Here is a 13,409-nt window from a genome sequence, read left to right as displayed (position 1 = left end):
GAATGAGGCTGAAATCCCGGCTCTTCGTCTTCTTCCTGCTGCCCTGGGCCCTCGGCGCCGCCCGCGCCGACGAAGTCGCGGCGCCCGCCGGCGAGAGCTTCGCCCTCTTGGAAAAGCTCATCGCCATCGACACGACCAATCCGCCGGGCAACGAGCTGAAGGCCGCCGAATTCGTCCGCGACTATCTGGCCCGCGAAGGCATCCCCTCCGAGATCCTCGAACCCGCGCCGGGCCGCGGCAACCTGATCGCGCGGCTGCCCGGCGCCGGCAAAGCCGAGCCCTTGCTGCTCCTCGGACACCTGGACGTCGTCCCCGCCGACCCCAAGGAATGGCAATCGCCGCCCCTACAGCCCCGGATCGCCGACGGCTACCTTTACGGCCGCGGCGCCCTCGACATGAAGGGGCTGGTCGCCCTCCAGATACAAACCCTCGTCCGGTTGAAGCGCGAGGCCGTGAAGCTCGACGGCGACGTGATCCTCGCCTTGGTGGCCGACGAGGAGGCGGGCGGCAAGCAGGGCGCGGGCTTTTTGGTGGAAAGGCATTGGGACCTGGTGAAGGCCGGCTACGTCTTCGGGGAGGGAAGCGTGGGCCTCGCGCGGGACGGCCTGCATCTCTACCCGATTCAGGTCGCGGAAAAGGGCGTCGCGTGGATGCGACTGACCGCCCGCGGCGCCTCGGGACATGGATCGATGCCGGCGGCGGACAACGCCGTCGCCAAGCTGGCCCGCGCGGTCGACCGCATCGCCTCGTGGCGGCAGCCGATCGTGGAGACGCCGATCGCGGCGCGGTTCCTCGCCGGCCTCGCCGAGAAGTTTTCCTTTCCCAAATCCTTTTTGATGCGACACCTCTTCGACTGGCCAATCGCGCCACTGGCCGCGCGCTTCTTCGGCGGCTCTCTCGAAAAAGAAAAGATCCTCAACGCCATGCTGCGCAACACCGCCACGCCGACGGTGCTCCAGGCGGGGAGCAAGACCAACGTGATCCCGGCCCAGGCCGTCGCCGAGATCGACGCGCGCATCCTGCCGGGCGAGACGCCGGAGTCCTATGTCGAAAAGGTCCGCGCGCGCATCGCCGACCCCGGCATCGCGATCGAGCTGATCCAGGCAAACGCGGCCAACCAATCGCCCTTCAACACGCCCTATTTCGCGGCGATCGAGGCGGCGATCCGCAGGCACGACCCCGAGGCCGTGGTCCTCCCCTTCGTCTCGCCGGGCGCCACCGACAATCGCTTCTTTCGCGGCAAGGGCGCCCTCGCCTACGGCATCATCCCCTTCTTGATCCAACCCAAGGACCTGGCCGGCCTGCACGGCAAGGACGAGGCCATCCCCGTCGCCGAGCTGGAACGCGGCGAGAAAATTCTCTGGGATTTGGTGATCTCGCTACAGGCGGAAAAGCCCCCTCCTCGCCCATAATTCCAAAAAAGTATGCCGGCGCCCGTCGCAGGCGGCGCGGAGGCAGCGCAAATAGAAGGCCACGCCGTAGCTTCGGCACAGGGCCCAAGGATGCCTCCAGATGTCGCGATTTTGGATGATTCCTACCACCATAGCCGCCTCTGCCTCCTTTACGTCTCCCCCCATTATTTAGATGGCGCGCCTCGCCAAAAGTTTCGTCATCCAAAGCGCCCGCAGGCTCGTAAGTCCCGCCAAAGGAGATCACGAGCCATGTTGGAAACCCCACAAGACGTCCTCAACGAATATGAAAATCGCCCCCGCGCCTTGACGCCGGGCTTCATCGCCGCCCTTCCTTGGGGCGAGATCCGAAAACACCCGCTCGACCCGCGCTTCTTCCCTGTCCTGCGCTACATGCGCGACATCGAGCGCTTCACCGAGGTGTATTTTGAGGAGCTGCGCCGCACGCCGACCGGCAAGGAACCCGCCATCCGCCGCTTCATGGAGCGCTGGAATCAAGAGGAGGCGCAGCACGGCGACCTGCTCCAGCGCTTCCTCGCCGAGGCAGGCTGCCCGGCGGAGCCCGACTGGCCTGTGCGGGCCAGGGCCGCCATCCCGCTCCGCTACAAGGTGGAATCCCGCCTGACCACCTCGCTGACCAAGGTCTTCGGCAGGCACTTCTCCCCGACCCACATGGTCTGGGGGGCGATCAACGAGCTGAGCACCCTGCAGGGCTACCGCCGCTTGATCGAGCTGGCAGGGCACCCGGTCTTGACCGCCCTGCTGCGAGGCATCATGCAGGAAGAGTCGATCCACGTCTTTTTCTACTTCAACATCGCGCGCCTGCAGCTGGAACGTTCCCGTTTCGATCAAAGGCTGGCCCGCTTCATCATCCGCCATTACTGGGCCCCGGTGGGCACGGGGATCAAGCCGGCACAGGACACCGAACTGGTGGTGCAAACCCTTTTTGGCGACGAGGCGGGAAGAAAGGCCATGGAAGACCACGTCAATGCCCGCCTAGAGGACTTACCAGGCTTTTCAGGAGTCAAAACGGTGACAGATAAAATAAACGAATATATTCAAATGATTAATGTGGAAAATGCAAACCTCGCTCGCTAGATATTCACCTTCTTTTTCTCTCAGTTTGATAAATTTTTCAAAATGATAAGGAGTGATTTTTAAGAATGTACATTTTTCAAGGATTTAGCGACGCGCACGGTGGCACAGTGATTGCTTTACCGTTGGAGCAATAGGTGGGGTTCTACTGAACCTGGCAAGGGGCAAATCAACAACTAGGAGGAGAAGATATGAAGAGCGTCGCACTTCACGTGCCCATTTCTGGCCACCATGCCGGCTTCTGGACTTTGTTCCGGGGCTTTTTCCATGTCCAACCGTTCCGGAGCATCATGCACGACTCGGCCTTACCCAAGGGGGAACCCCTGAATTCCGACGAGGAAATCCTCTTCTTCAAAGAGGAAGAGGAGTTGGAGGCCTATATCCGAAGCTTCCGGGAATAACGGACGTCCTCAACGACAATCGGGAAGCGAGGAACTCGCCGAGCAGACTTGGCTGCGGTAGAGGCTGCGGATCATCCCGCTGGAGATGCGCGTCTCCGCGGGAAGCTCCGCCGCGCGGAAGTTCTCGACGGTGAAAAAAACGCCGTCCAGCAGCTGGATCGCGGCCAGGCTGACCGGCGTAGTGCCTTCCCGGTAGTCGGGGGGCGTCAGGCCGATGAAGGCCTGGGCCGGCAGGACGCGTCCCAGAAAGGCCAAGAGCCCGTTGTAATAAGAGTGAGCGGGACTGCCTTCCGTCGTGAATCCCGCCCAGATCGCGGTCCCTTCCGTCGTGTAGCACGTGACGGGGGCCGCCCTGCCCTCCGTCGTGATAAAACAACCCAGGGAGAGAGCCCGGTCCTCGGCGGGGACCGCTTCCAACATCTGCGCCAACTGACCCATGACCCGTTCCCGGGCCCGGCCCAAGAGGCCCACCGCAAACTCGCGCCGCTCCTCCTCGTTGCGAAAACGCATGCGGCCGAGGGCGGCCGCATCGGCGCCGCGAAACAGATAATCTCCGCTATGCAATTGCGTGATGTCGAGCGAGGCGGTCGCCTCGCCGTAGATGGCTTCGAATTCGTCGGGGGCGACGACCCTTCCGCTGCGCATGGCGCGGTCCACGGCCTGACGGAGCGACATAAGCTTCCTCCTTGCGATTGGCAGGCCCCCGATTTTTCGGATTCCCTAGCGTATCGCCGGCCCACCCGGGAAGTTGCTAAAAAACCGGGCCTCACCCTGGGGATAGACCGCGGCGAGAAAGACAAATCGTTCTCGAGGCTTCACGATTTTCATCCCCAGGAAATCGGGAATTTGAAAGTCCCCGCCGGCAAATCCGCATCCGGACGATGCTTCCGGGCCTTCGCTTGTGGAAAGGGTTTATTCACAGCTGTGAATATTTTTTCCGCCGGAACTTTTCCTAATCATTTCATGGGCTCAATTTTTTCCAAAAATACTTCATTGAGGGAAACGCCGTTTTTGGTTTTATTGCGGACATCGACGCGACGAACCGCTCTTTTAAAATTAAACCTACCGTTTAGGGATCAGCGACCGACAGCGGCTGGGTGGCGCCAGCAAGGGGGATGAAAATCCAAAATCTGCTAAGGCGGGCTCCTCGCGAGGGGAGCTCTCGGCGGAGGGTCCGGAACCACGGATAAGTCACCTCTGAACAGCCAGTCGCAAAACGGTCAAAAAGGCCATAATGGGAGGGGCGGCCGAAAGGCTTAGCCCCTATCGCAAGGACGCAACAGACTCTCAAGGTCGGCTTAGCGGGCATTCTTCGGAAGGCCGGCGGCAAGGTCAAAAGAGGAGGAACCTGGAAGCGGGTTTACAAGGTCCTCGCGAGAAGACCATCAAGGCCGTTGGAAATCCCATAAGAGGACAGATTACCAAAGGCCCTAGCCAAGGGGCCAAAAGTGGTCGACTCCCACCGACGGAACAAATCCCTGGAACCGAGGCGGCCGCGTTAGAACTCCGATATCCATCGGAGCCGCGCGGAGAAACCAACGGCACGAGGGAATGAGGATCCGACAAGGATTACTGCCATCGATGAGGGTTTCAACACTCTAGAGGGACGGAAGCCTGGACCCTAGACGGTAGATTTAATCGCAGCAGCCCGGCGTTGATCGCGCGCAGCGGCCATTCACGAGTGGCCCCTACCGTAATCAGCCCGGGCCGCTGTGTTTTTGGGTCCGGCTTGACTTCGCTTTCCGCGCCCTGCACCATGGGCTCCTACCAAGGAGCTCCTCCATGAAACTTTACTGGCTACCCCTCTCCCCCAACAATTACCCGATCAGCGCCCTGGCCGATCACCTGGGGATCTCCCTGGAACGCCAGCGCCTCGATCCCGCCAAGGGCGAGACCCGCTCTCCGGAGTTTTTGCAGCTCAACCCCAACGGCAAATGCCCCGTCCTGGTCGACGGCGACTACGTCCTATGGGAATCCAACGCCATTCTCATCTACCTCGCCGGCAAAAAACCCCAGTCCGGGCTCTGGCCCGCCGACGAGCTCGCGCGCATCGACATCACGCGCTGGCTGATCTGGCAGCAGGCCCACTGGATGCGCGGCTGCGGAACCTTGTTCTGGGAGCGACTCCTCAAAGGGCTGTTCGGCGGCGGGGCCCCGAATCCCGAGAAGGAAAAAGAAGGCGAGGACGCCGTCAAGTTTTACGGCAAGGTCCTCGACGGCTGTCTGGAAGGTAAGAAATTTCTGACCGGAGATAGCCTGACCATCGCCGATTTCTCGGTCGCCGCCCCCCTCCCTTTGGCGGCAGCCGCTCGGCTCCCCCTGGACGGCTTTTCGAATATCAAGCGTTGGTACGAACAAATCGCCGCCCTGGAGGCCTGGCAGAAGAATCTGCCGAGGCCGTTCGCTAAATAAGGAGAAGTTGATGGCCTACGACGAAGCGCTGGCCGAGCGGGTCCGCCGCGCACTACGGGGCGAAAAATCGGTCGTCGAAAAAAAGATGTTCGGCGGCATCGCCTTTCTGCAGGCGGGCAAGATGAGCGTCGGCATTCTAGGCAAGGACTTAATCGTACGCGTGGCCCCCGAAGAACAGGAAAAACTCCTGCGTTACCCTTCGGTCCGCCCCATGGACTTCACCGGCCGCCCGATGCGGGGTTTTCTCTACGTCGGGCCCAAGGCCACCGCCTCGGGGGCGGGCCTCGCCTCGTGGATCCGGCGCGGCCTGGCCTTCGCCAAGACACTTCCCGCCAAGAAAAAGATGGTCTCGAAAAAAAGAAAGGTCCGCCCATGACCCTCGAGGAGCTCCATCGCCTCTGCGACGCCTGGCTGGAGGCCTGGACCGGCAATAAGCCGGAAAGGCTGCTGGCGCACTATGCCGACGACGCCTTCTATCGCGATCCCGCGCGCCCGGAGGGGTTGCGCGGACGTGAGGACTTGGCGACTTATTTTGAAAAATTGCTGGCGAAGAATCCCGAATGGCGCTGGCGCCGGCAGGCCATCTTCCCAACCGAAAAGGGCTTCGTCCTCAAGTGGGAGGCGAGCCTCCCGCGCGGCGGCACGGTCCTCCGCTTGGAGGGGATGGATCTAGTCGAATTGGAAGGCAATAAGATCCGCCGCAACGAGGTGTACTTCGACCCGACGCCGCTGCGCGCCTAAACCGGCCGGCACCCTGCCCCGGGCTCAATTGCGGGAACACTCCGGCATTCTCCCGCTCATTCCGCCGAAAATTGGATCTTCTTGTGGCTCCCGTCGCAGAAGGGCTTCTTCTCCGAGGCCCCGCAGCGGCAGAGGAAGGCCTTGGTCGTCCGCTGCACGGTCCGGCCGCTAGCCGCGCAGATTTCCAAGTTTCCCTCGACCTGCAGGGGGCCGTTAGGCAGGGGCTTCACCGAAAGCTTGCCGCCCCGCTCGGCCAGGGCCGGTGACTCGACCGTCGCGGGCTCGCCGGTCGCGCGAAAGCCCGCCTCGACGTGGCTTCGATCGCAGAAGGGCTTGTTCTTGGAGGCGCCGCAGCGGCAGAGCGTCGCGCGATAGCCGGCCTGACGGCCCGGGATCTCCAGATCGGCATGGAAGGCCAAGGGACCGTTCTCCCAGAGGCGCAGGTGATTGACCGGCGGGGCGCCCTCGCCCTCGACCCCGTCCGAGCGCTCGTAGGTCAGGGCCCCCGAGGGGCACATCTGCACCAAGTGGGCCACTTGGTCGGCCGAGACCGCCTCGGGATGGATCCAAGGCCCGCTGACGTTCGGCCTAAAGACGCCGGGATGCCCCAGGACGCAGTTGCGGGAATGGATGCAACGGCTTCCTTCGAAGCGCACGACCACCGAGGGACAACGGTATTCTTCCTTGCTCTTCGCCATGACAGAGGCACTCCTCTGATTGGGAATGAGCCCCGAGTGTAACAAAGATCGGGAAAGGCGCCCACGGCTTTTCGCGGGCGCGGGAGGACGCCTTGAGTCGCCGATTAGCGTCGCGCCGACCAGGCTTCGGCCTGCCCGTTTCCTTCCGCGCCCTCGCTTCCTCGGCCGGAAAATTGCTTCACCGCCTGGGCGACGTTGTAAATGGGAAGGGCCACGCGAAGCATCGCGTAGCGATCGCCGGCCGCGAGGGAATCGCCGCCGCCCAAGGCAAGGAGTCCGGCCTCGAGGGCCAAGGCGTTCCAACCCAAGCCCAGGCGCAGGGCCGGGACCAAGGCCGCCCCTTCCAGGCCGCCTTCGCCGCGGATCGCGCCCGCCTTCAAGACCAGGTCGAGGTTGTAGAAGACGCGGCGATTGGCGTTGTAGCGGAGGCCCGCCGTCCCGCCGATCTGCCAGAGCCCTTCGCCCCAGCGGGCGGCATTCAAGCCCAGCAGGAGATTGATAGGGCTGTTTTCATAGCGAGGCTCCGCCCGGCTGCAGGGCCCCAGGCCGATCTCCGGGTTGAAATCGAGCCTCAGGCTCGGCTCTTGGTTTTGAGTGACGTTCACGCCCAGGCTGGTCCCGAGCAGTTGGAGGTATTCCAGACAAGCGCCCATGCGCCCTCCTTCCGTGGTGATAGATTGTTAGGGGAAGGCACTAGGGAGAGAAAGATTGGAGTGCGGAACCTTCCTTAAGAAGATCCCACGTGCGCCCCGCCCGGCCTTGGGAGGCCGAGGCCCTCATGTGACGAAATTATCGGCTTCTGGCGCCGGAGTTGCGCCATTTCTTGGGAAGCGTCCCACCGGGACTCTTCGCACGGTTATGGTTAAAAACGCAACATCACTCCGCCGCCCAGGAAGAAGTCCGAGTCCCAATTCGCCACCAACCCGAAATTTTTGGTAAATCGGTACTCCAGCTCGAGGTGGTAGTCGTTCTTGACCCGGTTGTCCCGGATCTCGTATTCGAATTGATACTCCCAGCCGAATTGCAGCCGGTCGGTCAGCTGCAGCTCGCTGCCCAGGGTCAGGCGCAGGACGGCCTCGGTATCGAAGTGAAGCTCGGCGTCGATCAGCAGGGGCAGGACGTAGCGCACGCCGATCAATCCGGAATTTCCCGTTTCCAGCTCGTCGCGCTCGAAGTTGCCGCCGACGATCAGGCTGAAAAATTGGGTGAAACGGTGCGCCAAGACCGGCGTGATCTCGTACTCCTTCCGGTAATTGTAGTCGAAATCCAGCTCGAAGGAGTTCCGCGCGCTGAAACCGCTGAGGAAGCCCTCCAACATGTTGGACTGCAGGCCGATGTTGCCGACCATGAACCAGTCCTCGTCCCCCGTCTCCTCCGCCAGCCGCCTCGCGTTTTTCTTCGAGATCGCGTCGTCGGGTCCCTCGTAATGCACCACCCGCGCCATCCCACCCATCATGTGGTAGAGATTGTGGCAGTGGAAGAACCAATCCTTTTCCTGATCGGCCAGAAACTCGATGGTCACGCGGCCGTTGGGCGGAACGTTGACGGTGTGCTTCAGGGGGCTGTAGTCGCCCTGCCCGTTCAGGACTCGGAAAAAATGCCCGTGCAAATGGAGGGGATGCCACATCATCGTCTTGTTAACGAAGACGAAGCGGACGTTCTCGCCCTTCCGGATTCGGATCCAGTCCGCCTCGCTGAGCAAGGTGTCGTTGAAGGACCAAACGTAGCCTTCCATGAATCCGGTCAGCTCGAGGACCACCTCTCGGGACGGATTGCCCGGCGGCAGGGTCGTGGGCGCCGGCGCGCGCAGCGGGCCGTAATCCTCCAGGATGCGGCCGCCCTCGCCCGGCTTCATCGCTCCCATCCCGGGCATGCCGTGTCCCGCGTGCCCCATGGCCCCGACGTGCCCCTCTCCGTGCCCGCCCATCGACATCTTGAAGAGGTTCGGCTTGGGGATGTCCGGGGCGGCGACCACCTCCGTCGCCTCGCCCAGGATGCCCGAGGCGTATCCCGTGCCGTCCTGGGCGGTGGCCCGCAGCTCGTAGGCGCGCGCATCGGGAACGGTGACGAGAAAGTCGTAGGTCTCCGCCATGCCCATCAGGACTCGCCGGACCGCGATCGGCTCGACGTCCTGCCCGTCGGCGGCGACGAGCGTCATGTCGCCGCCGGCGAATTCAAGGTTGAAATAGCTCGAGGAGCCCGCGTTGATGACGCGCAGGCGGATGCGCTCGCCGGGTTTCGTGGGGCCCAGGGAGGCGCGGGTTTGCCCGTTGATCAGGAAGGCGTCGTAGCCCACGTCGGAGAGATCCATCGGAGGCATGCGGCTTAAAGCGCTCTTCAGCCTGGCGCCCAGCGCCCGGTTCTTCAGGACCTTGTACCAGGATTGGACGCTGCCCTTTTTCCAGGCGTACCAGTCGCCGTCCTTTTTGAGATGCTCCAGCACGCGCCGGGGATTTTCATCGGTCCAGTCGGACAGGACCACCACGGCCTCCCGGTCGGCTTTCTTAGATTCGCTCCTGGGATGAATCACGATGGGCCCGTAGACCCCGCGCTGCTCCTGGAGCCCGACGTGGCTGTGGTACCAGTAAGTCCCCGCCTGGCGGATGGGAAAGGTGAAGGTATGGGACTTTCCGGGCGGGATGGGCGGGGTATTGAGAAAAGGAACCCCGTCTTGGTCGGGCGGAAGCAACAAGCCGTGCCAGTGGATCAAGGTGTCGGCGTCCATCTTGTTGTGGAAGGTGACGCGGAGCGTGTCGCCCTCGGTGAATTCCAAAAGCGGCCCGGGAATTTGGCCGCCGACCGCCATGGCTCGGACCGGCTTGCCGGTGACGTTCATCGTCTTGTAATCGACGTCGATTTCGTATTCGACCGTGCGCGCCTCTGCGGAGGAAACCGCCAGGACGAGGAAAAAGCCGGCTGAAAGAAGGACCTTAATCAAAATCCACCAACTCGAGGTTCATGTAGCTCTGCCCTTGGACGACCTCCTTCCCCTTCGCGACGATGCCGACCGGGTCCTCGTTGGCGTCCAGCTTCACCGCGCCTCGCACCAGGGTGAAGCGGGTCAAGGCGAAGGGCTGCCCCTGCCCCCGCAGGGGATCGGGGCGGTCGATCAGGTGGAAGTGCAGGTGCGGCTCGGTGGAGTTGCCCGAGTTCCCCAGCAGGCCCAGGACCTGGCCGGCCGCGACGGCGTCGCCCGGCTTGACTCGAATCTTCCCGGGCTGGAGGTGGGCATAAAAGGCGTAAAGGCCGCCGCCGATGTCGACGATGACGTAATTCCCGCCGATCGTCTCGAGGTCGATGGCGACGGCCATCGCCTTGGCGTTGGGGACGTTCTCCGGGATGCCGTCCTTGACCGCGACCACTCGGCCCGCCGCGGCGGAGAGAATCTCCTGGCCGTAGGCGTGATAGCTGGCGTTGCTTTTGGGGTCGCCCGCGTAGTTCTTTCCGTCCTCGCCCAGCTTGATCCAATCGACCGCATAGCGCTCGGGCGCGTAGAGCTGCCCGGAGAGCGGGACCAGGATGCGGCGGTGGATGGAACCGTTGCCGGGCCCGTTGGGCGTCCACCAACGCTCGCCGCGCAGGGGCGGCGCGATTTCGCGCGGGGCCTGGGAAGAGACCGATACGGTGGGGCCCTCCAGGGTCATCGCGGTCTCCGGGCGCCCCTGCTCCTCGACGCGAAAACTGGTTCGAACGGCGTCGACCTTTCCGGCCTTTTCCGGCAGATCGACCCACAGAAAGAAGACCCCGGCCCCGCCCGGCGGCAAGACGGGATTTTGCGGTTGATGATAGTTTTCTTGGACCGCGGAAAACCGTTCGGCCAAGGCCGGACCTCGGACCTCTTCGGAGAAAACTTCCCGGCCTTCCATCATGAGGCGGATTTGCAGGGAGGTGAAACGGAGCGGCTTGGCATGAAAGTTAGCCAACAGGATCTCGTAGGCCAAACGGTCGCGCCCCTCGCCGCGAAATCTCTGGATTTCGGCTTGGACCGGCCGAGAGTCCAATTTGAAGGGAAGGGATTCCGCGGCCCAGGCCGCAAATACAGGAAGTACCCCGAGAATCGATAGGGCCAAAGCCATCGCACCTTTCATCGCCACCGCCTTTTTGGAATGGGTCAACGTCGGATTACAAAATTTAAAATCTTTTCTCTTGATAAATGTACGAAACCCTATACAAAAGCCGCATCTTTTCGGGCGAGGAGAAAGGGCATGTCTTTTGAGCTTTTTCCCCGACGACAATCAACTCCAACACATGACGCTTCGCGAACTGGTGGACCGCTGGGAGACCTCGGAATTGCAGTTGATGGAGGCCCAGTCCCGCATCGAACAGACCCTCAACTTGGCCCTGATGTATAACGACCGGGAGTTCAAGGACTGCATCGCGGGCCTGGTCGCGGAAAAAAACTCGATCCTGAAATTCATCGAGCAGGTCGTCTTCCACCTGCGGCGCAAGGCGAAGCAGCTTCCCTACGAGAGCCATTGAGGCCGCTCCTATTTCAGCGGAAGGCGCGATTCTAACGGGCGCCTCGGGCCGCTCCAAGGCAAATCTTCATTTTTTGAAAAGATAGAGGTACTGGCCGTAACCCTCTTTTTCCATGTCTTCCTTGGGAATGAAGCGGAGAGAGGCCGAATTGATGCAGTAGCGCATCCCGGTGGGCGCGGGGCCGTCGGGAAAGAGGTGACCGAGGTGGGAATCCGCCCCCTTGCTGCGCACCTCTGTGCGGGTCATCAGGTGACTGCGGTCGGTTTTCTCGACCACCGCCTCCTTTTGCAATGGACGGGTAAAGCTTGGCCAGCCTGTCCCCGAGTCGAACTTGTCGGTGGAGCTGAACAGCGGCTCGCCGGAGACGACGTCGACGTAGATGCCCTCCCGGTGATTGTCCCAATACTCGTTGGCGAAGGGGCGCTCGGTACCGTCCTTCTGGGTGACGGTGTATTGCAAGGGGGTCAATTTCGTCTTCAATTCCGCGTCGCTGGGTTTAGACATAACAGGTCCTCTTCCGGCTGGCTGGGCCCACAGGGCGTTTCCGGCCACCACCAAAATGATAAGGGAAATCCATAAAGATGACAATTTTCGCATGGCACTTCTGACTGGTTACGGCTTGGATGCGGAAATGGACGTAAGGTAACAAAAAAAGAAACCCCGTTGGATTTCTCCAACGGGGTCCTAATTTAAATCCGGCGGCGGATGATTCGCCTGCCCGAAGTAAATTCGGGCAGGCTAAAGCTCAGGGGGGCGGTTCCGCCTCCCCCCTTCACCCCCCATCGGATAAGGGAGTTTTTGCGCTTAAAAAAGAAACCCCGTTGGATTTCTCCAACGGGGTCCTAATTTAAATCCGGCGGCGACCTACTCTCCCACTGAGCTGCCCCAGCAGTACCATCGGCGCTGAGCGTTTTCACTTCCGAGTTCGGGATGGGATCGGGTGGTACCCGCTCGCTAAGGCCACCGGAAAATGTTAATGCCTGGCCCCGGTTCCGCCCATGCGGAACCGGGACAGAGGCATTTTGATAATTGCATACGATCTTTTGAAAACTTTCATCGGCAGATATCTCAAAAATTTTAGGTCTGGTTGTAGAGACAATCCGAAGATTGTCTCTACCTGGGCTTGTGGCCCATGAACCCGACCAAAATTTAAAAAATGGTCAAGCCGAACGACCGATTAGTACTGGTCAGCTAAGAACATTAACTGCTCTTACACACCCAGCCTATCAAACTCGTAGTCTACGAGTGGTCTTCTTACCCCTCACGGAGTTGGGAGAACTTATCTTGAGGTCGGTTTCGCACTTATATGCTTTCAGCGCTTATCCGATCCGGACTTAGCTACCCGGCGTCTGCTACTGGCGTAACAGCCGGAACACTAGCGGTCCGTCCATCCCGGTCCTCTCGTACTAAGGACAGATCCTCTCAATTCTCCTGCGCCCACGGAAGATAGGGACCAAACTGTCTCACGACGTTTTGAACCCAGCTCGCGTACCGCTTTAATTGGCGAACAGCCAAACCCTTGGGACCTACTTCAGCCCCAGGATGCGATGAGCCGACATCGAGGTGCCAAACCGCATCGTCGATGTGAACTCTTGGATGCGATCAGCCTGTTATCCCCGGCGTACCTTTTGTCCGATGAGCGATGGCCCTTCCATACAGAACCACCGGATCACTAAAGCCTACTTTCGTACCTGCTCGACTTGTAGGTCTCGCAGTCAAGCTCCCTTCTGCTTTTACACTCAACGGCTGGTTTCTAATCAGCCTGAGGGAACCTTTGCGCGCCTCCGTTACAATTTGGGAGGCGACCGCCCCAGTCAAACTACCCACCAGGCAGTGTCCTCGTCCCCGATCAGGGGACTGAGTTAGAAATCCAAAACAATCAGGGTGGTATTTCAAGGTTGGCTCCACCGAGTCTAGCGGCCCGGCTTCAAAGCCTCCCACCTATCCTACACAGACTCCTTCGAATTTCACTGCCAAGTTGCAGTAAAGGTGCACAGGGTCTTTCCGTCTTTCCGCGGGTAGACGGCATCTGCGCCGCCAATACAATTTCGCTGAGTCGCCGGTGGAGACAGTGGGGCCATCGTTACGCCATTCGTGCAGGTCGGAACTTACCCGACAAGGAATTTCGCTACCTTAGGACCGTTATAGTTACGGCCGCCGTTTACTGGGGCTTC

The 13,409-nt window shown here is 61.1% G+C and carries 13 protein-coding genes and 2 rRNA genes; 7 read left to right on the top strand and 8 right to left on the bottom strand.

Going from position 1 to position 13,409, the window contains the following annotated elements; genetic code table 11:
• Positions 1-2: 2 nt before the first annotated feature.
• The 3 genes from FBR05_12075 (at position 3) to FBR05_12065 (ending at position 2,905) form a co-directional block, all read left to right on the top strand.
• Positions 3-1,412: a M20/M25/M40 family metallo-hydrolase gene (locus FBR05_12075; GenBank protein MDL1872918.1), complete on the top strand. Its 1,410-nt coding sequence runs from the start codon at positions 3-5 to the stop codon at positions 1,410-1,412.
• A gap of 249 nt (positions 1,413-1,661) precedes the next feature.
• The gene (locus FBR05_12070) at positions 1,662-2,507 is read left to right on the top strand and encodes a ferritin-like domain-containing protein (protein ID MDL1872917.1); all 846 of its coding nucleotides are present in this window, start codon (positions 1,662-1,664) and stop codon (positions 2,505-2,507) included.
• 188 nt (positions 2,508-2,695) lie between these two features.
• Positions 2,696-2,905 carry a hypothetical protein gene (locus tag FBR05_12065; protein ID MDL1872916.1) on the top strand — a complete coding sequence of 70 codons (210 nt, stop codon included), beginning with the start codon at positions 2,696-2,698 and terminating at the stop codon, positions 2,903-2,905.
• 9 nt (positions 2,906-2,914) lie between these two features.
• On the opposite strand, the gene FBR05_12060 is transcribed toward FBR05_12065, so the two are convergent.
• Positions 2,915-3,580: a hypothetical protein gene (locus FBR05_12060; GenBank protein MDL1872915.1), complete on the bottom strand. Its 666-nt coding sequence runs from the start codon at positions 3,578-3,580 to the stop codon at positions 2,915-2,917.
• A 1,107-nt stretch (positions 3,581-4,687) separates the two neighbouring features.
• Between FBR05_12060 and FBR05_12055 the strand changes: the two genes are divergently transcribed.
• From FBR05_12055 to FBR05_12045, 3 genes are read left to right on the top strand one after another with little or no spacing between them, the layout of a single operon-like run.
• Complete coding sequence (locus FBR05_12055; protein MDL1872914.1) at positions 4,688-5,317, top strand: glutathione S-transferase family protein; 630 nt, start codon at positions 4,688-4,690, stop codon at positions 5,315-5,317.
• Between the two features lie 10 nt (positions 5,318-5,327).
• Positions 5,328-5,693, top strand: coding sequence for a TfoX/Sxy family protein (locus tag FBR05_12050; GenBank protein MDL1872913.1), 366 nt, complete (start codon positions 5,328-5,330; stop codon positions 5,691-5,693).
• Positions 5,690-6,058 (top strand): nuclear transport factor 2 family protein, encoded by a 369-nt coding sequence (locus FBR05_12045; GenBank protein ID MDL1872912.1) that lies wholly within the window; start codon positions 5,690-5,692, stop codon positions 6,056-6,058. Before FBR05_12050 ends, FBR05_12045 begins: the two co-directional genes overlap by 4 nt.
• 56 nt (positions 6,059-6,114) lie before the next feature.
• On the opposite strand, the gene FBR05_12040 is transcribed toward FBR05_12045, so the two are convergent.
• From FBR05_12040 to FBR05_12025, 4 genes are all read right to left on the bottom strand, one after another.
• Complete coding sequence (locus tag FBR05_12040) at positions 6,115-6,756, bottom strand: iron-binding protein (GenBank protein MDL1872911.1); 642 nt, start codon at positions 6,754-6,756, stop codon at positions 6,115-6,117.
• A 104-nt stretch (positions 6,757-6,860) separates the two neighbouring features.
• Positions 6,861-7,409: a hypothetical protein gene (locus FBR05_12035; protein ID MDL1872910.1), complete on the bottom strand. Its 549-nt coding sequence runs from the start codon at positions 7,407-7,409 to the stop codon at positions 6,861-6,863.
• A 209-nt stretch (positions 7,410-7,618) separates the two neighbouring features.
• Positions 7,619-9,592: a copper oxidase gene (locus FBR05_12030; GenBank protein MDL1872909.1), complete on the bottom strand. Its 1,974-nt coding sequence runs from the start codon at positions 9,590-9,592 to the stop codon at positions 7,619-7,621.
• 94 nt (positions 9,593-9,686) lie between these two features.
• Positions 9,687-10,844 (bottom strand): M23 family metallopeptidase, encoded by a 1,158-nt coding sequence (locus FBR05_12025; GenBank protein MDL1872908.1) that lies wholly within the window; start codon positions 10,842-10,844, stop codon positions 9,687-9,689.
• A 124-nt stretch (positions 10,845-10,968) separates the two neighbouring features.
• Here FBR05_12025 and FBR05_12020 point away from each other — a divergent pair, with 124 nt between their 5' ends.
• Positions 10,969-11,235 carry a hypothetical protein gene (locus tag FBR05_12020; GenBank protein MDL1872907.1) on the top strand — a complete coding sequence of 89 codons (267 nt, stop codon included), beginning with the start codon at positions 10,969-10,971 and terminating at the stop codon, positions 11,233-11,235.
• 66 nt (positions 11,236-11,301) lie between these two features.
• On the opposite strand, the gene msrB is transcribed toward FBR05_12020, so the two are convergent.
• The 3 genes from msrB to FBR05_12005 form a co-directional block, all read right to left on the bottom strand.
• On the bottom strand, positions 11,302-11,832 hold the full coding sequence (msrB, locus tag FBR05_12015) for a peptide-methionine (R)-S-oxide reductase MsrB (GenBank protein MDL1872906.1): 531 nt from the start codon (positions 11,830-11,832) through the stop codon (positions 11,302-11,304).
• Between the two features lie 254 nt (positions 11,833-12,086).
• Positions 12,087-12,203 (bottom strand): 5S ribosomal RNA (gene rrf / locus FBR05_12010).
• Between the two features lie 188 nt (positions 12,204-12,391).
• Positions 12,392-13,409: ribosomal RNA gene (locus tag FBR05_12005) — 23S ribosomal RNA — on the bottom strand; the annotation flags it as partial.

It is taken from the genome of Deltaproteobacteria bacterium PRO3, from assembly GCA_030263375.1.
In the GTDB taxonomy this organism is placed as follows: Bacteria; UBA10199; UBA10199; order DSSB01; family DSSB01; genus DSSB01.
The sequence above is the reverse complement of the archived record's forward strand: the minus strand, read 5'-3'. Positions and strand labels throughout refer to the sequence as shown.

Bases quoted from the DNA above. Each gene is read 5' to 3' on its own strand.
- FBR05_12070 (MDL1872917.1), top strand. From the start codon at position 1,662: ATGTTGGAAACCCCACAAGACGTCCTCAACGAATATGAAAATCGCCCC.
- FBR05_12075 (MDL1872918.1), top strand. From the start codon at position 3: ATGAGGCTGAAATCCCGGCTCTTCGTCTTCTTCCTGCTGCCCTGGGCC.
- FBR05_12025 (MDL1872908.1), bottom strand. From the start codon at position 10,844: ATGAAAGGTGCGATGGCTTTGGCCCTATCGATTCTCGGGGTACTTCCT.
- FBR05_12060 (MDL1872915.1), bottom strand. From the start codon at position 3,580: ATGTCGCTCCGTCAGGCCGTGGACCGCGCCATGCGCAGCGGAAGGGTC.
- FBR05_12045 (MDL1872912.1), top strand. From the start codon at position 5,690: ATGACCCTCGAGGAGCTCCATCGCCTCTGCGACGCCTGGCTGGAGGCC.
- FBR05_12035 (MDL1872910.1), bottom strand. From the start codon at position 7,409: ATGGGCGCTTGTCTGGAATACCTCCAACTGCTCGGGACCAGCCTGGGC.
- FBR05_12040 (MDL1872911.1), bottom strand. From the start codon at position 6,756: ATGGCGAAGAGCAAGGAAGAATACCGTTGTCCCTCGGTGGTCGTGCGC.
- msrB (MDL1872906.1), bottom strand. From the start codon at position 11,832: ATGCGAAAATTGTCATCTTTATGGATTTCCCTTATCATTTTGGTGGTG.
- FBR05_12050 (MDL1872913.1), top strand. From the start codon at position 5,328: ATGGCCTACGACGAAGCGCTGGCCGAGCGGGTCCGCCGCGCACTACGG.
- FBR05_12065 (MDL1872916.1), top strand. From the start codon at position 2,696: ATGAAGAGCGTCGCACTTCACGTGCCCATTTCTGGCCACCATGCCGGC.
- FBR05_12030 (MDL1872909.1), bottom strand. From the start codon at position 9,592: ATGAACGTCACCGGCAAGCCGGTCCGAGCCATGGCGGTCGGCGGCCAA.
- FBR05_12055 (MDL1872914.1), top strand. From the start codon at position 4,688: ATGAAACTTTACTGGCTACCCCTCTCCCCCAACAATTACCCGATCAGC.